This window comes from Rhizobium zaerense (assembly GCF_051810725.1).
Taxonomy (GTDB): Bacteria; Pseudomonadota; Alphaproteobacteria; order Rhizobiales; family Rhizobiaceae; genus Rhizobium; species Rhizobium leguminosarum_I.
The window spans coordinates 4,654,139-4,675,787 of sequence record NZ_CM132690.1 but is presented as its reverse complement, the minus strand read 5'-3'; the positions used below and the strand labels follow the sequence as shown (position 1 = coordinate 4,675,787).

At 62.2% G+C, this 21,649-nt stretch carries 13 protein-coding genes and 1 pseudogene; 9 read left to right on the top strand and 5 right to left on the bottom strand.

Annotated elements, in window-relative coordinates; genetic code table 11:
* Positions 1-16: 16 nt before the first annotated feature.
* Together ACS4RR_RS23090 and ACS4RR_RS23085 are read left to right on the top strand one after the other, a co-directional pair.
* Complete coding sequence (locus ACS4RR_RS23090) at positions 17-2,548, top strand: methyl-accepting chemotaxis protein (protein ID WP_260110102.1); 2,532 nt, start codon at positions 17-19, stop codon at positions 2,546-2,548.
* 274 nt (positions 2,549-2,822) lie between these two features.
* On the top strand, positions 2,823-4,670 hold the full coding sequence (locus ACS4RR_RS23085; protein WP_456189457.1) for a methyl-accepting chemotaxis protein: 1,848 nt from the start codon (positions 2,823-2,825) through the stop codon (positions 4,668-4,670).
* On the opposite strand, the gene ACS4RR_RS23080 is transcribed toward ACS4RR_RS23085, so the two are convergent.
* Positions 4,643-4,879, bottom strand: coding sequence for a hypothetical protein (locus ACS4RR_RS23080; protein WP_260110104.1), 237 nt, complete (start codon positions 4,877-4,879; stop codon positions 4,643-4,645). The genes ACS4RR_RS23085 and ACS4RR_RS23080 overlap by 28 nt on opposite strands.
* A 90-nt stretch (positions 4,880-4,969) precedes the next feature.
* Here ACS4RR_RS23080 and ACS4RR_RS23075 point away from each other — a divergent pair, with 90 nt between their 5' ends.
* Positions 4,970-5,839 carry a LysR family transcriptional regulator gene (locus ACS4RR_RS23075; RefSeq protein ID WP_162117798.1) on the top strand — a complete coding sequence of 290 codons (870 nt, stop codon included), beginning with the start codon at positions 4,970-4,972 and terminating at the stop codon, positions 5,837-5,839.
* A 142-nt stretch (positions 5,840-5,981) separates the two neighbouring features.
* On the opposite strand, the gene ACS4RR_RS23070 is transcribed toward ACS4RR_RS23075, so the two are convergent.
* Complete coding sequence (locus ACS4RR_RS23070) at positions 5,982-6,218, bottom strand: SMc00767 family acetate metabolism repressor (protein ID WP_003545603.1); 237 nt, start codon at positions 6,216-6,218, stop codon at positions 5,982-5,984.
* A gap of 21 nt (positions 6,219-6,239) precedes the next feature.
* A complete protein-coding gene (gene aceA / locus ACS4RR_RS23065; RefSeq protein ID WP_456189456.1) occupies positions 6,240-7,529 on the bottom strand; it encodes an isocitrate lyase in 1,290 nt (429 codons plus the stop codon).
* Positions 7,530-7,719: 190 nt separating this feature from the next.
* Here aceA and ACS4RR_RS23060 point away from each other — a divergent pair, with 190 nt between their 5' ends.
* From ACS4RR_RS23060 to ACS4RR_RS23040, 5 genes and pseudogenes are all read left to right on the top strand, one after another.
* A complete protein-coding gene (locus ACS4RR_RS23060) occupies positions 7,720-9,129 on the top strand; it encodes a helix-turn-helix domain-containing protein (RefSeq protein ID WP_017967092.1) in 1,410 nt (469 codons plus the stop codon).
* A 126-nt stretch (positions 9,130-9,255) separates the two neighbouring features.
* Positions 9,256-10,353, top strand: a complete 1,098-nt coding sequence (locus ACS4RR_RS23055) for a polyamine ABC transporter substrate-binding protein (RefSeq protein WP_017967093.1) — start codon at positions 9,256-9,258, stop codon at positions 10,351-10,353.
* 113 nt (positions 10,354-10,466) lie between these two features.
* Positions 10,467-11,608: pseudogene (locus ACS4RR_RS23050) on the top strand (ABC transporter ATP-binding protein).
* Positions 11,609-11,612: 4 nt separating this feature from the next.
* Positions 11,613-12,524 (top strand): ABC transporter permease subunit, encoded by a 912-nt coding sequence (locus ACS4RR_RS23045; protein ID WP_017967095.1) that lies wholly within the window; start codon positions 11,613-11,615, stop codon positions 12,522-12,524.
* Positions 12,525-12,527: 3 nt separating this feature from the next.
* Positions 12,528-13,346 carry an ABC transporter permease gene (locus tag ACS4RR_RS23040; protein WP_017967096.1) on the top strand — a complete coding sequence of 273 codons (819 nt, stop codon included), beginning with the start codon at positions 12,528-12,530 and terminating at the stop codon, positions 13,344-13,346.
* A 76-nt stretch (positions 13,347-13,422) separates the two neighbouring features.
* On the opposite strand, the gene ACS4RR_RS23035 is transcribed toward ACS4RR_RS23040, so the two are convergent.
* Complete coding sequence (locus ACS4RR_RS23035; protein ID WP_456189455.1) at positions 13,423-15,315, bottom strand: AsmA family protein; 1,893 nt, start codon at positions 15,313-15,315, stop codon at positions 13,423-13,425.
* 275 nt (positions 15,316-15,590) lie between these two features.
* Here ACS4RR_RS23035 and ACS4RR_RS23030 point away from each other — a divergent pair, with 275 nt between their 5' ends.
* On the top strand, positions 15,591-17,543 hold the full coding sequence (locus ACS4RR_RS23030) for an acetoacetate--CoA ligase (protein ID WP_260110109.1): 1,953 nt from the start codon (positions 15,591-15,593) through the stop codon (positions 17,541-17,543).
* 220 nt (positions 17,544-17,763) lie between these two features.
* Here the strand turns inward: ACS4RR_RS23030 and ACS4RR_RS23025 are convergent, their stop codons facing one another.
* The gene (locus tag ACS4RR_RS23025; protein ID WP_456189454.1) at positions 17,764-21,621 is read right to left on the bottom strand and encodes an ATP-binding protein; all 3,858 of its coding nucleotides are present in this window, start codon (positions 21,619-21,621) and stop codon (positions 17,764-17,766) included.
* Positions 21,622-21,649: the final 28 nt, after the last annotated feature.

The window sequence follows — 21,649 nt, the reverse complement described above, 5'->3', positions numbered from 1 at the left end:
AAAGGCCCGGAACGCCATGTTGATTGACAAGATTCTTTCCCGCTTCAGGATCAAGACAAAGGTTTTGATCTTCGTTCTGCCTTTCGTCGTCACCATTTCGGCTGTGGGTCTGACGGGCCTCTACGCTTCGGGACTTCTGCAGGGCCGCATGGAAATATCCAACAGCGTGCTGCAATCGCTGAGCGGCTTCAAGGATCTCTATGGTTCGATGGACGATTTCCTGCGCGTCACCAGTCCTGAGGCGCGCGACAAGCTGATCGCGGATCTGAAGACCCAGCAAGGCGTGCTCGACCAGACGCTGAACCAGGTTGGTGACGAGGCCGCCGGCCGCGACAGCCTTGCGGAGGCCTCGCGCCGCACCAAAGAGATTTCGGGCGTCGTCGACAAGCTCTGGGCGCTGCACGAGCAGGAGCAAGCATTGCATGAGCAGATCGACGCGGCGCAAAAAAGCGTGATCAGCACCCGCTTCACCGTGTCCTACCAGGCCGAGGAATTGCAGAGCACCGTCCAGAGTGACGAGAGTGCCGCCACCAGCACCCTTCGCACCGCCGACCGCCTGCTGAAGGGCGGCGATTTCCTCGGCACCGTCGCCAGCGGCTTCAGCAAGCCGCAGACACCGCAGGACAAGATCGCCTTCATCAACGAACAAATGCCGGAGATCATCAAATCGCAGCGGCTGATCGCCATCTCGGTTCCAAGCAATCAGAAGAATGTCATCGAGGCACTGGCTGCGACCATCGACGGCATCAAGGCGATCGTGCAGACACCCAATCCGACCGATGAAACCGCCACGGAACTCGGCCGTCTCGTTTCGCGCTTCCGCCAGACCTCGACCTATACACAGCTGACCGCCACGCAGAAAATGCGTGACGCGACCCAGGAATTCGCCGCGCTTGACGGCCGGATCGCCCAGGCCAACTCGGTCCTGCAGGATACGAGGCGCCTCGAAAATTCCGTCTATTCGCTGCAGATCGTTCTTTCCGACTTTCTCGCCGACTCCAGCAAGGAAAATCTCGTGCGCCTGCAGCAGCAGGCCGGCACGCTCAGCAAGGACATGCAGGTGCTGGTCACCAGCGCCAAGGGCATGGGCTTTGCCGAAGGCATATCAGGTGCGATCCAGCCGGCGCTCGACGTCATCTCCGGTGGCGGTTCGAAGATCGTCGACACGATCGGTGAGCGCGTCACGGCCTATGCCGCGGCCCGCCAGGAGCTCGACCAGATCTGGAAAAAGCTGACCGATTTCGCCGAACTGCAGAAGCAGACGGCCGGCACCGAGCGCACCCAGGCAAACAGCATCTCAGTCATGACCACCGGTCTCGGCATCCTGCTGTCGATCTTGGGCGGCATTGCCCTGGTGCTGACGCTGCAGCGCCCGATCAGCCATATCACCGCCGCCATGCGCCGCATCGCCGAAGGAGCGCTGGATACCAGCATCTCCGGCGAGCAGCGCCACGATGAAATCGGCGACATGGCCCGCGCGCTCGGCATCTTCAAGGAAAATGCCATCTCGAAGATCCGTATCGAGGAGCAGAGCGACGAGGAACGCGCCGCCGCCGAACATGAGCGCCTGCGCAACGACGCCGAAAAGCGCGAGATGGATCGTCAGATCGAATTCGCGGTCAACGCGCTCGCCGCCGGCCTCGAACGCATGTCGCAGGGCGATATCTCGACGACGATCGAAACGCCCTTCATCGGCCGTCTCGAACAGCTGCGCCAGGATTTCAACGGTTCGATGATGCGCCTGCAGGCGACGATGAGCCAGATCCGCGACAATGTCGAACTGATCCAGGGCAACGGCAACCAGATGGCCCAGTCGGCCGAGGACCTCTCCAAGCGCACCGAACAGCAGGCTGCATCGCTCGAAGAGACCGCGGCTGCCGTCGATGAAATCACCGTGACGGTCCGTTCGTCGGCCGAACGCGCCAAGGATGCCGACCAGATCGTCCGCCAGGCCAAGCGCAGCGCCGACGATTCCGCCGTCGTCGTCAGCAATGCGATCGACGCAATGGGTCGCATCGAGGATGCCTCGCGCCAGATCGAGCAGATCATCGGCGTCATCGACGAGATCGCCTTCCAGACCAATCTCCTGGCGCTCAACGCCGGCATCGAGGCGGCGCGCGCCGGTGAAGCCGGCAAGGGCTTCGCGGTGGTCGCGATGGAAGTCCGCGAACTGGCCCAGCGCTCCGCAGCCGCGGCGCAGGAGATCAAGGGGCTGATCAACAAGTCGACCAACGAGGTCAATTCCGGCTCACAATTCGTGCAGGAGACCGGCACGGTGCTCGCCAAGATCAGCGCCCAGATCGTCACGATCAGCCAGCATGTCGAGATGATCGCCCGCGCCAGCCACGACCAGTCCAACGCGCTGCAGAGCGTCAATGCGACGGTCAACCAGATGGACCAGATGACGCAGCAGAACGCCGCCATGGTGGAGGAGACGACTGCCGCCAGCCGCGAACTAGCCGACGAGGCCGGTTCGCTGCGCCGCCTCATCCAGCAGTTCAAGATCGACGGCGAGGCCGCCGCGGCGCCGACCTACCGCGCCGCCTGATCGTCGATCGATCCGTCTTCATGCGAATGGCCCCGGAGTTTCCGGGGCCGTTTCCACCTATTCTGCAAAATAGTACCTCGATCAAAATAGTACCTCGATTAAGAGGGTTTGAACGATGGAAGAATAGGTCGAATGACGCAGCCTATCACGCCGGGATCATCGGGAAACGCTCGCAAACGAGGCGATGAATATCTCCGACAGCCAAGATTTACGGAGAATCTTCCTTAATGCTTTTAATCTAATTTAACCTTGGTCTATCTCCCCGGGGGGCTCGATGCTACGCCTTTTCTCTACGTCGATCGTACGCCAGATCGTTGCGATCACGCTGTTTCTGCTGGCCATCAGCACGGCCGCCATCGTCGGCGTGACCTACTACAATCTGAGCCGTCAGGTCATGGACGGGGCTGTCTCCGACGCCCGGGATGCCACTCGCGCCATGGCCGTCCTCTACGGTGCTGCCGATCAGGTTGCAAAGATCGAATTGAAGGACAATCAGCTTTCGACTGTCACGGAAGACGCCATCCCGGCCCTTCCCGACCATTCCCTGGTCGATCGCACTGCGCAATCGATCGCCGGCGTTGCGACCATCTTCCAGAAGCAGGGCAGCGACTACGTCCGCATCTCCACAAACGTCAAGAAGGAAAACGGCGACCGCGCCGTCGGCACCAAGCTGGTCGCCGATCATCCGGCCCAGCCGGTTCTCGCCAGGGGCGAGGCCTACTACGGTCCGGCGGAGCTTTTCGGCCGCAAGTTCATGACTGGTTATTTCCCCATCAAGAATGCGTCGAACGCCAATGTCGGCATTCTCTTCATCGGCATTCCGATGGAGCTCTATTACCAGCGCGTGAATGAGCTGCAGATGCTGGTTCTCGGCGTTGGCTTCATCGTCATGCTCATCGTCGGTGTTCTCGCCTTCTATGCGATCCGCCTGTCGGTGAAGCCTTTGCAGGCGCTGACCGCGAGGGTCCACTCGATTTCCGCGGGCGATCTCGAAGGAGCGATTCCCTGTATCGAAAAGAAGAACGAGTTCGGCGATATCGGCCGTGCTCTGGCGCTTTTCCGCGATGGCGCCCGCGCAAGGCGCGGTCTGGAAACGCAGGCTGGCGAACAGCGCGCCTTGAGCGATGCCGAACGCGCCAGGAACGACGCCGACAAGCGTTCGCTCGACGGCCAGATCGACTTTGCCGTCAACCAGCTTGCCGCCGGTCTCGGGCGCCTGTCGCAGGGCGACGTCTCGCAAACGATCGGCACGCCCTTCGTCGGCCGGCTTGAGCAGCTGCGCGTCGATTTCAACGCTTCTCTCTTGCGGCTCCAGGACACGCTGTCCGGTATCCGCGACAGTGCCTCGACGATCCAGCGCAACAGCGGCGCCGTCTCCGCCTCTGCCGGCGAGCTTTCGAAACGCACCGAGGCGCAGGCGGCCAACCTCGAGGAGACCGCGGCCGCGGTGGAAGAGATCACCGTGACGGTTCGTTCCTCCGCCGAGCGTGCCCGTGAAGCCAACAATGTCGTGGCTACGACCAAGAAAACGGCCGACAGTTCCGGCGCCGTCGTCGGCGATGCCGTCGCCGCCATGGATCGCATCGAGCAGGCCTCGCAGCGCATCGAGCAGATCATCGAGGTGATCGACGACATCGCCTTCCAGACCAATCTTCTGGCGCTGAATGCCGGCATCGAGGCGGCGCGGGCCGGCGAGGCGGGCAAGGGTTTTGCCGTCGTCGCCCAGGAGGTCCGCGAACTCGCCCAGCGTTCGGCCGATGCGGCGCGCGAGATCAAGTCGCTGATCGAGACATCGAGCCGGGAGGTGACGGCAGGTTCCGAACTGGTCCAGAAGACCGGCAGCGTCCTTGCCTCGATCAGCCAGGAGATCATCGCGATCAGCGTCCATGTCGAGACCATCGCCACCGCCAGCCGTGATCAGTCGGCCGCGCTCCAGGAGGTCAACGGTTCCGTGAACGCCATGGACCAGATGACCCAGAAGAACGCATCGATGGTTGCCGAGACGACCCAGGCAAGCCGCCTGCTTGCCGGCGAAGCCGATACGCTGATGGCGCTGATCGAGCGGTTCCGCATCGTCGCAGAATCGACACCGGCTCATCTCGGAGCAAGAAGAGTCGCCTGAACTGCGCAGCCGCAGCGGCTGCGGGATTGCGCAGTGGCCCTGCGGCGCCTTCCGAGGTTGAGGTCGAGCGACGTCAGCCGTGCGGCAAAGTCAATAAGGCTATTGTTTCCGAATTCGGCATAAAATCGGTCCTCTTCCGCCTTGCCACCGCTTCGTTGGGGATAGTGCCGATAGCCGATGGTGACTGCGATGGTGAGCATGTCGATCATGACAATGTCCTTTCCTATGTCAGACATCACCTGATTTAGGCATCGAATTTCTCTTTATAAACGGGGAAAATCCCGCTATGTTTTTCATCCATGAAAAATGCGAGTTGGGATTCCTATCAGCTTTTCCTGCAGGTCGCCCGGCTCGGCGGTTTGACGGGGGCAAGCACCGCAAGCGGGCTCAGCCCGGCGACCGTCGGCCGGCGCATGCTCGATCTCGAGCAGGAGATCGGCCGCGCCTTGTTTTCGCGCAGCCAGACCGGATACCGTCTGACCCAGGATGGCCAGGCGCTGCTCGATCACCTGCAGGAGATGGAGGCCGCCGCCCGCAAGGTGGCGGCGTGGCGGCAATCCGGTGAGGGCGGCACCACCGTCAGGGTCGCCGCCGGCACCTGGCTCGCCTGGCTGCTGACCGAGAATTTCGCCGCAATCCGCATGCCGGGCGATGCCTTTGCCATTTCGCTGACCATCGGCGAGGCGCGGGCAAGCCTTGCCTATCGCGAGAGCGATATCGGTATTCGCGCCTTCGAGCCCGAGGAGGCAAATCTCGCCGCACGTCAGCTCGGGGAGGTGGCCTACGCCGTCTATATCAGGCGCAACGCCGCCGAGACCGACGAGCGCTGGATTGCAGTCGCCGAGGACGAGGCGATATCGGCCTATCTGCGCTGGCCGCACGCCCATGCCGGGACGGCAATCGTCGCCACCGTCAACCGGCCGCGTTCGCTGCCGGATCTGGTGCGCGCCGGCGCCGGCAAGACCGTGCTTCCCTGTTTCGTCGGCGATCTCCAACCCGAATTGCAGCGGCAGGGCGGCGAGTTGCCGGAACTGCGCCACCGGCAATGGATCGTCATGAATGCCGAGGACCGCCACCGCCCGGAGATCCGCACAGTCGCCGACCGCATGACCAAGCTCATCAAAAGTTATGCCGATCTCTTCGCCGGAAAACGACCGAGTCGCGGCTGAAGCGTGTCGCCCAGAACTGTGCAGCGGCTTTGGCGCCACAACATGCATCAAATCGAGACGTAAATCGCCGCGCACCCGATAGGTCGCGCGGCGATTGAAGAAGCGGGCCGACTTCACCGGCCCGCCAACGGTCGCCTTTTCGTCAATGCCGGTTGGTGACGACGACGGGAATCAGCAGGTCGCCCCAGTGGCCGTCGCCGCCATGATGACGGGCCGAGCGCACCAGTTCGACCGAGACACCGGCCTCGACGGCTTTCATGACCGATTGGTTCAGCCGATGCAGGTCGTTGGCGAGCATGCGGATCGTCGTCTGCTGATCCTCGCTCATGCTGCTTGCCTGTTCCTCGGCCCGTTCCCTGACGCGTGTAATTGATGCCATGATCTTCTCCTCCTCTTCGAGTTATTCCGCAGCCGGTTTGAACTGCGCATGTTCGGTCGAACCGTGCATCGCCGTGGTCGAAGACCGGCCGCCGGTGATGGCGAGCGACACGGCGTCGAAATAGCCTGTGCCGACCTCGCGCTGATGTTTGGTCGCGGTATAGCCATTGACCTCGGCGGCGAATTCCGCCTGCTGCAGCTCGGAATAGGCCGACATCTGCCGCTGCCGGTAGCCACGCGCCAGTTCGTACATGCCGTAGTTCAGCTGATGGAAGCCGGCGAGCGTGATGAACTGGAACTTGTAGCCCATTGCGCCGAGTTCGCGCTGGAACCGCGCAATCGTCGCTTCGTCGAGGTTCTTCTTCCAGTTGAAGGAAGGCGAGCAATTATAGGCGAGCAGCTTGCCGGGATGGACCTTGTGTACGCCTTCTGCAAAGCGCCGCGCCTGATCGAGGTCCGGCTTCGAGGTCTCGCACCAGATGAGATCGCAATGAGGCGCATAGGCGACGGCGCGCGCGATGCAGGGCTCGATGCCGCTTCGCACCTGATAGAAACCTTCGACCGTACGGCCGGCATCATAGTCGACGAAGGGCTGGTCGCGCTCGTCGATGTCCGACGTCAAAAGCTTTGCCGCTTCCGCGTCGGTGCGGGCGATGACGAGCGTCGCAACGCCCATGACGTCGGCGGCAAGCCGCGCGGCATCGAGATTGCGGATATGGGCGGCCGTCGGGATCAGCACTTTGCCGCCAAGATGGCCGCATTTCTTCTCCGAAGCGAGTTGGTCCTCGAAGTGGACGCCCGCAGCGCCCGCCTCAATATAGGCCTTCATGATCTCGAAGGCGTTGAGCGGTCCGCCGAAGCCTGCTTCCGCATCGGCAACGATCGGTGCGAACCAGGTCTCGACGGAAAGTCCCTGGGCTTCCGCGGTCTCGATCTGATCTGCGCGCTGCAGCGTGCGGTTGATGCGTTTGGCCAGTTCCGGACCGGCATTGGCCGGATAGAGCGACTGGTCGGGATACATCGCCGACGCCGTATTGGCGTCGGCCGCCACCTGCCAGCCAGAGAGATAGATCGCCTTCAGTCCGGCGCGCACCATCTGCATGGCCTGGTTGCCGGAAAGCGCGCCGAGCGCATTGACGAAATCCTCCTGGTGAATGAGCCGCCACAACCGGTCCGCGCCCATTTCGGCCAGTGTATGGCGGAGCGCCACCGAGCCTCTGAGCCGCTGCACGTCCGCGGCCGAATACGGTCTCTCGATGCCATCGAAGCGGCCTGCTGATGCATTTGGAACAAGCTTGTAGAAATCCGTCATGCTGCTCTCCTCACTAAAAAGCCTGACAAAGGTGCTGCATGACAAGATTGACAATCTGCACCGATATGACCAGGAAAACCTTTGATTTCCTGCTCGGAAAGAGGTTAAGATGACGAAGATTGACAGAGCGGCGCTGTGAATTTGTAAAGTTTTGTAAATACAGCGCTCCCTGCCTGTCAAAGGGTGTGACATGGCGGAACGAAAGATATTCGCAGGCCCGAAAGTCAGGCGCATCCGCAATGCGCTGGCGCTGACGCAGACCGCCATGGCCGAGGCGCTTGAAATATCGCCGTCCTACCTGAACCTGATCGAGCGCAACCAGCGGCCGTTGACGGTGCAGCTCCTTCTCAAGCTTGCAAGCGTCTACAGGGTCGATCTGGAGGAGTTGCGGGGGCAGACCGGCGGCAGTCTCGACCAGCTCAAGGAGATCTTTGCCGATCCGCTGCTGTCGGGCGAGTTGCCGGGAGATCAGGAACTGGTGGAGGTGGCCGAGGCAGCACCCAATGCCGCGAGCGGCATGATCAAACTCTACCGCGCCTATCGCGAGCAGGCGGCAAGGCTGTCCGACCTGACGGCGCTGATGGCCGCCGAAGGGCATGCGCCGATCGCCGCCGGCCGCTTGCCCCTGGACGAGGTACGCGAGACGCTGGAGCGCAGGTCCGGCTATTTCGGACAGATCGAGACGGCGGCGGAAGCTTTTGCCGCAACGCTCCCTGGCGGCCTCGATCTTGCTGCCGGACTGAAGGATTGGCTGCGCTCGGAGCGCGGCATCGCGGTGCGCGTCTTGCCCGTTCATGTGATGCCGGATCTGCGCCGCCGTTTCGATCGCCATTCGATGCGGCTTTTCATCTCGGAGCGCCTGTCGCAGGCCGACCGTGCGCACGAGATTGCGGTCGAGGCCGCGACTCTGGCCCTGTTGCCGGCAATCGATGCCGAGCTCGACGATCTCTCGCTCTCCTCCGCCGAGGCGCGCCGCATCGCCCGCTTCGAGCTTGCCCGCATCGCGGCCTTAGCGCTCGCAATGCCCTATGAAGCCTTTCTCTCGGCGGCCAAAGCAACGCGCTACGATATCGATATTCTGCGTGCGCGCTTCGGCGTCTCCTTCGGCCAGGCGGCTGCGCGTCTTGCCATGCTGCAACGCCCGGGCGCAGCCGCCATCCCCTTCTTCCTGATCGAGATCGATGCTGCGGGCCACCGGTTGCGCAGGGCAGGCGCCCAGGGCTTTCCGCACGCCCGTTTCGGCGGCGGCTGTCCGAAGCTCAATCTCCATGCCGCCTTCCTGCAGCCGGGCCAGATCCTCGCCGAAACGGTGGTCATGCCTGACGGCGCATCCTTCCTGACGGTTTCCCGAACCCTGGAAGGGCCGAGCGTCGAATTCGGCGAAAGGATCAGGCGCACCGCGATCCTGATCGGCTGCGACGCTGCCCTTGGCGAGGGGGTGGTCTACGGGCAGGCGACGGCGCTCGATCCGGTCGCGATCGGTCCGGCCTGTCGCCTTTGCGAGCGGCGCGGCTGCCTTTCCCGGGCCGAGCCGCCGGTGACGAGACCGCTCGGGCTCGACGAGATGGTCGCCGGGCTCAGCGCCTTCGACTTCCAGTGATTGTGAAATCATTGAGGGCGCAGGATTTTGCGCTTGTGGGCTTAGAAATTCCTTCTTAGTCTGCGTCGAAAACCAGAGGGAAAAGATCTCCGAGGGTGCGGAATCTTTGAACAAACAGGAGAAGTCATGAGGTCAACCATCCTAAGCGTGACGGCCGCCGCCGTTACCGCGCTCCTTGCTGCCGTGCCGGCCTTTGCGCAGGAGCGTGTGGTCAACGTCTACAACTGGTCGGATTATATCGACAGTTCCATCCTCGAGGATTTCACCAAGGAAACCGGGATCAAGGTCGTCTACGACACCTTCGATTCCAACGAGACGCTGGAAACCAAGCTCCTGGCCGGCGGTTCGGGCTATGACGTTGTCGTCCCCACGGTATCCTTCATGCAGCGCCAGATCGCCGCCGGCGTCTACCAAAAGCTCGACAAGTCGAAGTTGCCGAACCTGGTCAATATGTGGGACGTCATCATGAAGGGCGTGGCGTCCTTCGACCCCGGCAACGAATACAGCGTCGACTACATGTGGGGCACGACCGGCATCGGCTACAATGTCGACAAGGTCAAGGCCGCCCTCGGCACCGACGAAAAGCCGAATTGGGACGCGTTGTTCGATCCGGCGAAAGCAGCAAAGCTCAAGGATTGCGGCATCTACATGCTGGATTCCCCGACTGATGTCGTGCCCTCGGTGCTCGCCTATCTCGGGCTCAATCCGAACAGCACCGATCCCGCCGATCTCAAGAAGGCGCAGGAAGTCCTCACGGCTGTTCGTCCCTTCGTCCGCAAGTTCCACTCTTCCGAATATATCAGCGCGCTGGCGAACGGCGATATCTGCATCGCGCTCGGTTATTCCGGTGACATGTTCCAGGCCCGCGACCGTGCCGCGGAAGCCAATGCCGGGGTAAAGGTCGACTATTCGGTGCCGTCGCAGGGCGCCCAGATCTTCTTCGACGTCTTTGGCATTCCGAAGGATGCGCCGCATGTCGCCGAAGCCCATGAATTCATCAACTACATGATGAAGCCGGAAGTGATCGCCAAGGCCTCGAACTTCGTCTTCTACGCCAACGGCAACAAGGCGTCGCAGCAGTTCCTCGACAAGGAGGTCCTCGACGATACGGCGATCTACCCGACGCCCGAGGTGATGGCGAAACTCTTCACCGTTCCGCCGCTCGATCCGAAGACCCAGCGGATCGTGACGCGGCTATGGACCACCGTCGTCACCGGCCAATGATCTGATAGTGGCCCGGACGGAAACGTCCGGGCCTTTTTTTGACGATCCCGGCCGGGTGAAACCGGGAATAAAAGCCAATAACAAAAGCAAAGAATGCATTTTCGGGGAACAATATGAAGTCTCTAGGCAATATTCGCCGCTCTTTCGCACCTTGGACCGATCCGACCGCCAAGCCCTTCATATCAATCAAGAACGTCACCAAGAATTTCGGCAATTTCACTGCCGTCGATAACCTGTCGCTCGATATTTATCACCGTGAGTTCTTCGCGCTGCTCGGCGCTTCCGGCTGCGGCAAGTCGACGCTTCTGCGCATGCTCGCCGGCTTCGAGCAGCCGACCTCGGGCGAAGTCGTGCTCGACGGCACCGACATGGCCGGCACGCCGCCCTATCGGCGCCCCGTCAACATGATGTTCCAGTCCTATGCGCTTTTCCCGCACATGACGGTCGAGAAGAACATTGCCTTCGGCCTGAGACAGGACGGCATGGCGAAGGACGAGATGACTGACCGCGTCTTGCAGATGCTGAAGCTCGTCAAGCTGGAGCGATTTGCATCCCGCAAGCCGAACCAGCTTTCCGGCGGCCAGCGCCAGCGCGTGGCGCTGGCCCGATCTCTCGCCAAGCGCCCGAAGGTGCTGTTGCTCGACGAACCGCTCGGCGCACTCGACAAGAAGCTGCGCGAGGAAACCCAGTTCGAGCTGATGGACCTGCAGCAGATCTCGGCCTCACCTTCGTCGTCGTGACCCACGATCAGGAAGAGGCGATGACCATGGCCGACCGTATTGCCGTCATGAGCCACGGCAAGGTCGTGCAGGTGGCGACGCCGGCGGAGATCTACGAGGCGCCGAATTGCCGTTTCGTCGCGGATTTCATCGGCGATGTGAACATCTTCGATGGCAAGGTTGCCTCATCGGGCAACGGCACCGTCGAGATATCAGTCGATAGCGGCTTCAGCGTGCGCGTCGCCGCTTCCGAGACACCCTCCGCAGGCGGTGCCGTCGGCTTTGCCATCCGGCCGGAAAAGATGCGGGTCGGGCGCACGCCCCCCGCCAACGCTTCGGTCAACGCTGCCAGGGGCGAACTCTGGGATATCGCCTATCTCGGCGACATGACCGTCTTCCATGTGAAATTGCAGAGCGGCAAGGTCGTCAAGGCCTCCTCCCTCAACGCGCAGCGCTTGGTCGACGACCCCTTCACCTACGATCAGGACGTCTGGGTCTCCTTCGACGAAAATGCCGGCGTTCTGCTGAAGGATTGACATCATGGGCAAGTTTACATCCGGCCTCTACAATCGCCTCGTCATCGTCATCCCTTATGCTTGGCTGCTGCTCTTCTTTCTGGCGCCCTTCTTCATCGTCTTCCGCATTTCGATGTCGGCGACGGCGATCGCCATGCCGCCCTATGAGCCCGTCTTCTCTTTTGCCGACGGCTGGGCTGGCCTATTAAGCAAGCTCGGTGAACTCTCCTTCGACAATTACACCTACCTCACCGACGACCCGCTCTATTTCAACGCCTATGTGTCGAGCGTGGTGATCGCCGCGATCTCCACCTTCCTGACGCTGCTGATCGCCTATCCGATCGCCTACGGCATGGCGCAGGCGCCGCGTGGCCTGCGCCCGACGCTGGTGATGCTGGTGATCCTGCCCTTCTGGACGAGCTTTCTGATCCGCGTCTACGCCTGGATCGCCATCCTGAAGCCAGAGGGACTGTTCAACCAGTTGCTGCTGTCGCTGCACCTCATCGACACGCCGCTGATCATCCTCAACACCAATACCGCCGTCTATATCGGCATCGTCTATTCCTATCTGCCCTTCATGGTGCTGCCGCTTTATTCGGCGCTCGAGAAGATGGACGGCACGCTGATCGAGGCCGCGCAGGATCTCGGCTGCCCGCCGATCACCGCCTTCTGGCGCGTCACCTTCCCGCTGTCGATCCCCGGCGTGGTGGCCGGCTGCATGCTGGTCTTCATCCCGGCCGTCGGCGAATTCGTCATCCCCGACCTGCTCGGCGGGTCGCAGACGCTGATGATCGGCAAGACGCTGTGGAACGAGTTCAATTCCAACCGCGACTGGCCGGTCTCCTCGGCAGTGGCGACCATCCTGTTGCTGATCCTGGTCATTCCGATCGTCTTTTTCCAGAATGTCCAGGCCAAAGCCGAAGAGCGGGGGAAATAAGCCATGCTGAAATGGACCCGCTTCAACATCCTCTCCGTCACCCTCGGCTTCGCCTTCCTCTATCTGCCGATCGTGCTTCTGGTGATTTTCTCCTTCAACGAATCCAAGCTCGTGACCGTTTGGGGCGGCTTCTCGACGAAATGGTATGTCTCGTTGATGAGCAATCAAGCCCTGCTCGACGCTGCCTGGGTAACGCTGCGCGTCGGGCTGTTGTCGGCAACGTTGGCAACCATCCTCGGCACGATGGCGGCGCTGACATTGGTGCGCTACACCCGCTTTCGCGGCCGCATGCTGTTTTCGGGCATGGTCTATGCGCCCCTCGTCATGCCCGAGGTCATCACCGGCCTGTCGCTGCTGCTGCTCTTCGTGGCGATCGGCCTCGACCGCGGCTTCTGGACGATCACGCTTGCGCATACGACGCTGACCATGTGTTTTGTCGCCGTCGTCGTGCAGTCACGCCTGTTGAGCTTCGATCATTCGATCGAGGAGGCGGCCCAGGATCTCGGCGCCCCGCCGGTGCGCACCTTTTTCGAGATCACCCTGCCGATCATCGCGCCCGCCGTCGCCTCCGGCTGGATCCTGGCCTTCACCCTGTCGCTCGACGATCTGGTGATTGCGAGCTTCACGTCGGGGCCTGGCGCCACCACGCTGCCGATGAGGATTTATAGCCAGGTCCGCCTCGGCGTGACGCCTGAGATCAACGCGGTGTGCACGATCCTGATCGGCATCGTCGCAGTCGGCGTCATCTGCGCCTCGATCATCACCAAGCGCCGCGAAACGCAGCGCCAGAGGGACGAACGCGCCGCTGCTGCCGGCGCCTGATCAAAAGTGCGCGGCGGTTTTGCGTGAAAACAAAGGGATAGAGCACTTCCGTGATTCGAAGAAAAACGGAAATGCTCTATTGCGCGTGAGGTGTATTGCCGAACAGCGGCACCGGCGAGATCACCGGGTTCGGCCATGAACCGCCGATGAAGAACGGCAGAAGCGGCAGCTCCGCGGCCTTCGCCGGATCGGTTGCCTCCAGCGATCCGGAAAGCGCCAGCCCGTTCGACTGATAGGTGATGACGCCGGAAAGCGTCAGCGTCTGCGTGGCACCGGCGATATGGGCGTCGTGCATCTCGGCGGTGCCGTTGGCGAAATCGGCCTGAAGGTTCAGCTGGTTGAAGACGAAGGCGCCGCCTGCTGCCGCGCTCAGCGGAAAGAACGGCTTTTCGGCCGCCTGCGTCCGGAGTGCTGCGGCATCGATGCCGGGAATTGTGCCTTCGCCCGTCCAGAAGTGCAGCTTGCCGGTGACGTCGGCAAGGCCGGTCGTCCAGATCGCCTTTGGCGACTGCAGGTCGAGATCGAGCGATCCTGTTGCAAGCGGCAGCGGACCCTTCAGCGCGAGGCGCTCGGCAAGGGCTGCGAAGTCGGCATTGCGAATCGACAGCTGCAGCTTGCCGCCGCCGTCGAAGTCGCGCTGGGTCGCTTCCAGATGCGCGGTCATCTCGCCGCCCTCGAACTGGCTGTCGCCAATATCGAATTTGGCCTCGCCGCCGGCAACGATCATGCTGGCGCCAACGTCGGAAAGCTCGAAGAGCCCCATCTGGGCGCGCCGCGCCGAAAGCCTGACGTCGACATCGAGCGCCTGCAGCGGCCCACCTATGCCGGCGGAGATTTCCTCTGCCTCGCCGGCGGCGAGCCTCAGCGCGAAGGCATCGAGGAAGGGCTTGAGGTTCATCTGGTCGAAGGCGAGCGTGCCGCCGATTTTCGGTCGTTTGCCGGGTTGAGTAAAAAGGTCCATCACCCCGGTGGCACTCGCTTCGTTCAGCGAGAGACTGAGATTGTTAAAGCGCAGCCCATTGCCCGACGACATGATGTCGGATTCCACCGAAGCGCTCTTCAGCGTTGCGATACCGGGGATCGACTTGCCCGACCATGTCAGCAGCGCCGGCACATCGGGAATGCTGGCGGTGATATTGCCGGAAAGGGCCGAAAGGCTGGCGATGCTGGCAATCCCCTGAAAGTGCGCGGTCAAAAGGTTTGATGTCAGCGACGTCCGTGTCTCGGCATTCCTGCCGGCAAAGGCGAGCAGCGGCTGGCGCGAGGCGAAATCGACCTTCAGATCCTCGCCGTTGATACGGGCGATGACGACCGCCGAGATCGCGCCGGAAAGTCTCGGCCAGGCGATATCTGCGGTGACGCTGCCGAAATGATAGGCCTTGGCGGTCTTGATGTCGGTGACCACAAGCGTGCCGTCCTCGACGGTCACTGCGCCGATCTCGGCATCGAGATCAGGATTGAGCACCTCTGCGCCGTTTTCGTAGCCTACGCCACTGATCGCGCGTGCAAGCAGTCCGGCATAACTCCAGTCGATCAGGCCTTTCTCGTCGCGTGTCAGCGCCAGATTGGGGCGTACCAAATGGAATTCGTGGAAGCTCGTCCGGCCTCGCAACGCATCGATGAGGCTGAAATCGGCCGACAGGCTTTCAATGCTGCCGAGCAGCTTATCGCCATTTTCACGCGGCTGGCGGATGGTGATCTGGTTCAGTGTAATGCGCGGTGTCGGCCAGAATTCGAGAACCGGACTACCCTTGATCTCTGCATGGTAGCCCGTCCATTTCGACAGCGCGTCCTCTATGCCGGAGCGCACGAAGCCGGTCGAAATGAGATAGGGCGCGGCAACCCTGAGCGCCACGAAAAGCGCGAGCGCGATCAGCAGGATTACCGTCGACAGGCGGGCGAAGGCCGGAAGCCAGCGCGAAACGGGTCCGATCTTCCTGCGCCACCTGCGATGTCTTGACGTGCTCATGATCTCCGCCGGCAAATTCAGCCGGTCATCCCGTTATGCGCTGATTTCGCCGGATATAGGAAATATCGGGCATATGCAAATCCCTACAGCGCCGCGCGTCTTTTCAGACGCGTAAAGGACGCTGTAGCACTTTCAATTAAATAGTTGGAGCATGATGTCGTCCGAAAGCCGCTCACACTTTTCGGCATCATGCTCCAGGCGTCGGATCGCGTCGCTTCCACGCTTTATAATGCAATGCAGCATGATATAAGGACGGCATTGGGGAGGAGGATTGAATGCAGGATAACAAACCACTTTGGGTGCCCTCGCAGGATGCCATTGCAAAAAGCCCGATCCATGCCTTCATGGAGCGCTGCAATGCCGATTTCGGGCTTTCTCTTTCGGGCTTTGAGGATCTGCATGCATGGTCGGTGGCCGAGCGGGAGAACTTCTGGTCGACCATCTGGGATTTTTGCGGCGTGCAGGGAGAGCGTGGCGCAAAGGTGCTTGCCAATGGTGACCGCATGTTGGACGCGCGCTTCTTTCCTGATGCGACGCTGAACTTTGCCGAAAACCTGCTGTCTGGCCGCGGTGAGGGTGATGCGATCATCTTCCGCGGCGAGGACAAGGCCGAGGACCGCTGGTCGTGGGATCGGCTCCGCGCGCTGGTCTCGAAGCTGCAGCAGGCTTTCGCAGCGCTCGGCATCGGCAAGGGCGACCGCGTCGCCGCGATGATGCCGAACATGCCGGAGACCGTCGCCGCCATGCTCGCCGCCGCCTCGATCGGCGCCATCTGGTCGTCGTGTTCGCCTGATTTCGGCGAGCAGGGTGTGCTCGACCGCTTCGGCCAGATTGAGCCAAGGCTCTTCATCGCCTGCGACGCCTATTGGTATTCCGGCAAGCTGCAGGATGTCGGCGCCAAGGTCGCGACGGTCGCAAAAAGCTTAGATGTCCCGACGATCATCGTCCATTACGCCGGCGATGCCGAGGCGGTGGCGCTCAAGACACCGGGGGCTTTAACGCTCGACGCCTTTGTCGCGCCTTACGAGGCAAGGGAGGTCGAGTTCACACGGCTCGGTTTTTCGCACCCGCTTTACATCCTGTTTTCATCGGGCACCACGGGCGTGCCGAAATGCATCGTGCATTCGGCCGGCGGCACGCTGCTGCAGCACCTCAAGGAGCAGCGGCTGCATTGCGGCCTGCAGGCTGGCGAGAAGCTGTTTTACTTCACCACCTGCGGCTGGATGATGTGGAATTGGCTGGTCAGCGGCCTTGCCAGCGGCGCGACGCTCTGCCTGTTCGACGGCTCGCCCTTCGCCCCCAATGGCAATGTGCTGTTCGACTATGCCGAGTCTGAAAAATTCGCCATCTTCGGCACCTCGGCGAAATATATCGACGCGGTGCGCAAGAGCGGGCTGACGCCGCGCGCGAGCCACGATCTCTCTAGCCTCCGGCTGATGACCTCCACCGGTTCGCCGCTATCGCCGGAAGGATTCACCTTCGTCTACGACGGCATCAAGGAGGACGTCCAGCTCGCCTCGATATCGGGCGGCACCGATATCGTCTCCTGCTTCGTGCTCGGCAATCCGCTGCAGCCGGTCTGGCGCGGCGAGATCCAGGGGGCCGGCCTCGGCCTTGCCGTCGACGTCTGGAACGATGATGGCAAGCCGGTGCGCGGGGAGAAGGGCGAACTCGTCTGCACCAAGGCCTTCCCGTCGATGCCGGTGATGTTCTGGAACGATCCCGATGGCGCCAAATATCGCGCCGCCTATTTCGACCGGTTCGACAATGTCTGGTGCCACGGCGATTTCGCCGAATGGACGGAGCATGGCGGCCTGATCATCCATGGCCGTTCGGATGCGACGCTCAACCCCGGCGGCGTGCGCATCGGCACGGCCGAGATCTACAATCAGGTAGAGCAGATGGAGGAGGTGGCCGAGGCGCTGTGCATCGGCCAGGAGTGGGACGACGACGTGCGTGTCATCCTCTTCGTTCGCCTTGCCCCGGGTGTGACGCTGACGGAGGATCTTGTCAAGGCGATCAAGACGCGTGTCCGGACCGGCGCCTCGCCGCGGCACGTGCCGGCGAAGATCATCGCAGTTGCCGACATTCCCCGCACCAAATCCGGCAAGATCGTCGAGCTTGCAGTGCGGGAGGTCGTTCACGGCCGGCCGGTGAAGAACCAGGAAGCGCTTGCCAATCCTGAGGCGCTGCGGCTCTTCGCTGGGCTAAGCGAACTGAAGGATTGACTGCGATCGGAAACTACAAGCTTCCACCCTCTATCAATCTCCTGTCATGGAAACCTTTCGTTAAGAAAGGTTTGTCAAATGTGAAGCTAACTTGGGGGCCGCACATGAACGAGGCGGCCTGGGGCTTTCCGGCCTTCGAAACATGACGTTGATCGACTGAGCTCTTGTTGAACAGCACTAAATTCTAGGCAGCCTCTGGCTGCCTTTTCTTGCGCTCCGATCAGCCGGCCAGCACCCGCTGCGACGGGAAGGTGATCTCGACGAGCGTGCCCTCGTTCGGCGTCGAACTGATCGAGAACGTTGCCCGGTTGGCATCCACCATCGCCTTGGTCAGCGGCAGGCCGAGCCCGGTGCCGTCGCCGCGATGGCGCGATTGGGTCGAGGAGACCTGCCGGAACGGCTTCATCGCCTGGTCGAGTTCGCTGCGCGTCATGCCGATGCCGGTATCACGGACCCTGAGGACGACGCTGCCATTGGCCTCATAGGAAGTGGAAACGACGATCTGCCCGCCTGATGGGGTGAAACGGATGGCGTTCGACAGGATGTTCAGGGCGATCTGCTTGATCGAGCGTAGATCGGCCACCACTTCGGGGACCGCCTGCGACAGCGCCGTGCGGATGATGACGCGCTGGCCATTCGCCTGCGGCTGTATCAGTGCCACTGCCTCGGAGACCGCTTCGTTGAGACCGACGGCATCAAAATCGAGATCCATCTCGCCCGCTTCGATCTTCGAAATGTCGAGCAGGTCGTTGACGATGTCGAGCACGTGCCGGCCGGAGCGGCCGATGTCGTTGGCATATTCGATATAACGCGGATGGCCGATCGGGCCGAAGCGCTCGCCCGCCATCATGTCGGAAAAGCCGATGATGGCGTTGAGCGGTGTGCGGATCTCATGGCTGACACGGGCGAGGAAATCGGTCTTGTGAGCGTTGGCGGTTTCGGCCGCACCCTTGGCGTTGCGCAGTTCGTCCTCGGTGCGCTTCCACTGGGTGATGTCGCGGATGACGGCGCAATAGCCATTGGAGGAGGTGAGCTGGCCCATCGTCATGAACAGCGGCACGAAACCGCCGGCGGCCTCGCGGCCGATCACTTCGCGTCCGTCGTTTAACACACTTGCCACGCCATGGCCGGAGAGGCCGTTCAGATAGTCCATGACCGCCTTCTGGCTCTCATGGGCAAACAGCATGACGAAGGGTTTGCCGCGCGTCTCCTGCTCGTCGTAATTGAAAAGCGCGCTGGCCGAGCGGTTCATCGAGCGGATGTCGCCCTCCGTGCCGATGACGACGACGCCGTCGGTCGCCGTTTCCAGGATGGAGCGCAATTCTTCCACTTCGACCTGAAGTTTGGCGACCTTCTCGATCATCCGCTCGGGGCGACCTTCGGAATGGCCCTCGGAACGGCTTACTTCGCCGCGCGTGTCTTCCTTGCCTTCCACCGGCATCAGCGCCAGCATGAGGGCGTTGGCATCTTCCCAGCGCACCGATTGCAGCCGCGCGGTCACCGGCGCCAACGTATCATCGGCCTTAACGAGCATCATGGTGCCGGAGCCTGCGGCATTTTCCTCGAGTTCGCGGCGTTGCAGCAGGGCTTCGATGCCGCCCACCTCGCGCAATGCCTCGAGCGAATTGTAGCCGGTCAGCCGCATGAATTCCGGATTGGCGTGGAGCAGTGCATCGCCGATATGGATCAGCACGGCAACAGGCAGCTGGTCGACCGTTCCGACCGACAGCCCGTCCGTCATCTTGACGCGGGGTGGGATGAAGCTTGTGAGAACCTCGATCTGGCTGACCGTCTCCTCCAGCCCTTCCGTCGCCTCGTCCTCGGCGATGACAGCCGGTTCTTCGGTGGCGCCGTCGTCTTCGCGCTGCGCCTCGACGGCATTCTCGAAGATCGCCTCCTGTGGCGCGATTTCCTCGATCGACGGTATTTCCGTCTTGTCGGCGGTGGGCGTTTCGGACTCGAACTCTTCGGATCCGGAGGCCTCGTCGAAGCCCGCCGTTTCCGTGGCGGCGGGTTCCGCCGGCGCCGCGGCGCTGGGTTCCATCGATGCTGCGGCGGCAGGCTCTTCCTTGCGGGTACCGAAGGCTTCCAGACGTTTGGCGATCTCGCGGAAATTGGCCTGTTCGGCAGCCGTCAGTCCGGCGCCGCTGTTGTGGAGCTGAACGATCTTGTCGGAGAAACGGCGATTGGGCGTTTCCGAAATCCGAAGCGCCGGCGGCTCTTGCGAAAGTTCTGCTACCGGCTCGGCGGCGGAAACGCCGCCGGCATCGGCGCTGCCTTCCGTTTTTTCTGCAGCACTTTCCGGGGCAGGTGTCTCGATAGTCGCCTGCTCGGTAGAAATCTCTTCCGGCGTTGGCTCCGTCTGCAGCTCGCTTGTTGCAAGCGCCTGATCCTCGACCTCTTGCGTCAACGCAGGTTCGATCAGGGGCTCTTCAAGCGCTGTCTCCGCTTCGTGTGCCACCTCGGCAATGGTCTCGGCGGGCGGGCCGAGGCTCGCTGCCTCATGGCCGATGCCGTCCGGGCCGAGTGTCAGGCCGAGTGCCAGCGGATCTTCCTGCGTATCGGAAAGCCGGACGACGCCGAAGCCGCGGAAACCATCGAAGTCGCGGTTGCGGGTATAGGTCGGCAGCGCCGCCAGATCGACCGGAACGACGAGGCTGGTGCCTTCGACCGGCCAGAAGATCGTCTTGCCCGACCATGTGTCGCGGCGGGCGAGCGCTTCGGAAATCTTGCCGTCAGGATCGAGATTGAAGAGGGCGGCGACGTCGCCGAAGGCAGAGCCGATAATGTCGGACGCATGCGGGCCGACGGCCTGGGCAAATTCGTGACTGACCTCATTGAACCGGCCTTCCGCATCGATCTTCCAGACGAAGCGCGTGGCGCGGCTGTTCGGCCTGAAGACGAAGCCGGGCTCAGCCGCAAGCTCAACGGCAGGGCGCGCGTCGGGGACAGGCGCTGCGATGACGGTTTCTTCGTGGACCGCTTCCGGCGTGCCGTCGATAGGCGTTTCGCTGGTTTCGACAGGCGCTTCCGCCGTCGCCGCCGTTTCCACCGTCTCGGCAATGGAGGCCAAGTCGTCCTCGATGACCGCGGCGGGCTCATCGGCCTCATCCGCGCCACCGTCGATCACGCCGCCGTCGCTCTCGGGCTCCGCATGCCCGGCAGGAGGCGTCGCTTCCACCGCCTCGTCAGCGGATGCCGCCGCAGTCTCCGTCGGCGGTTCGCTTTCGCCGGCGATCTCCTCCAGCGTCTCCTCGACCTCTTCGATCCCCGAAACGGCGTCGATGATCTCGGTGAAGCCTGTGGTGGCGAGAGGCTCGTCCTGAAGCGCTTCGGCAGGTGACGCGCTTTCTTCCTGTGCGGGCGCATCGACCGTGTCGAGCGCGGGCGTATCGACCGTGTCAAGATGACCGATCGCGGCCTCCACAGCAAAGAGCAGATTGAGGGCCGGATCGTCGCTGAGCTTGCCGACCGCGGCCGGAAGATTGCCTCTGGCGGTGGCGACGGGACGCTTCACCAACCGGTCGGGATGTGCGCCGGCAAGGTTGATCAAGGTCTTTGCCGTCTGCTCGGAGATCCCGAGCGAGGCAAAGCCCGGCGAAGCCGCGATGACCTCGCCATTGGCGCCGATCACTGCCATATGCGTATCGGGATCATCAAGTCCCTGCAGCATCTGGGCCGCCGATGCGCCTGACGCGAGCGGCTTTGCCGAGACTGGCACCGAAAACAGGATGGCCTTTTCGCCCTGGGAAAGGCGGATCAGTTCGGCAGCCGCCTGTGCCTGTGCACGCTGAAAGCCCTTGGCAACGCGGATCATCAGGCTGCGGCTGTCGCCGATATCGGTGAGCTGGCGCGCCGCCGTTTCCAGCTGGCGAAAGGTGATGTCGGCGCGGTCGACGCCCTGATCGAGCAGATCATAGACCGCCGAATGGCCGAAAAGCTCGGCACCTGCACCATTCGCCCAGAGCAGGCGGGCGAGATCGGCCGAAAACAGCACCATGGCCTCGCCGCGTGAAAAGCGTTCCCGCACCCGTGCATGCACGGCGATGTCGATGAACGGATATTGGACTGCGGGCATGTTCGAACCTTGTCGCTGTCGGCCTTCT

Bases quoted from the DNA above. Each gene is read 5' to 3' on its own strand.
- ACS4RR_RS23025 (WP_456189454.1), bottom strand. From the start codon at position 21,621: ATGCCCGCAGTCCAATATCCGTTCATCGACATCGCCGTGCATGCACGG.
- ACS4RR_RS23040 (WP_017967096.1), top strand. From the start codon at position 12,528: ATGCTGAAATGGACCCGCTTCAACATCCTCTCCGTCACCCTCGGCTTC.
- ACS4RR_RS23090 (WP_260110102.1), top strand. From the start codon at position 17: ATGTTGATTGACAAGATTCTTTCCCGCTTCAGGATCAAGACAAAGGTT.
- ACS4RR_RS23080 (WP_260110104.1), bottom strand. From the start codon at position 4,879: ATGATCGACATGCTCACCATCGCAGTCACCATCGGCTATCGGCACTAT.
- ACS4RR_RS23045 (WP_017967095.1), top strand. From the start codon at position 11,613: ATGGGCAAGTTTACATCCGGCCTCTACAATCGCCTCGTCATCGTCATC.
- ACS4RR_RS23085 (WP_456189457.1), top strand. From the start codon at position 2,823: ATGCTACGCCTTTTCTCTACGTCGATCGTACGCCAGATCGTTGCGATC.
- ACS4RR_RS23075 (WP_162117798.1), top strand. From the start codon at position 4,970: ATGAAAAATGCGAGTTGGGATTCCTATCAGCTTTTCCTGCAGGTCGCC.
- aceA (WP_456189456.1), bottom strand. From the start codon at position 7,529: ATGACGGATTTCTACAAGCTTGTTCCAAATGCATCAGCAGGCCGCTTC.
- ACS4RR_RS23030 (WP_260110109.1), top strand. From the start codon at position 15,591: ATGCAGGATAACAAACCACTTTGGGTGCCCTCGCAGGATGCCATTGCA.
- ACS4RR_RS23070 (WP_003545603.1), bottom strand. From the start codon at position 6,218: ATGGCATCAATTACACGCGTCAGGGAACGGGCCGAGGAACAGGCAAGC.
- ACS4RR_RS23055 (WP_017967093.1), top strand. From the start codon at position 9,256: ATGAGGTCAACCATCCTAAGCGTGACGGCCGCCGCCGTTACCGCGCTC.
- ACS4RR_RS23035 (WP_456189455.1), bottom strand. From the start codon at position 15,315: ATGAGCACGTCAAGACATCGCAGGTGGCGCAGGAAGATCGGACCCGTT.
- ACS4RR_RS23060 (WP_017967092.1), top strand. From the start codon at position 7,720: ATGGCGGAACGAAAGATATTCGCAGGCCCGAAAGTCAGGCGCATCCGC.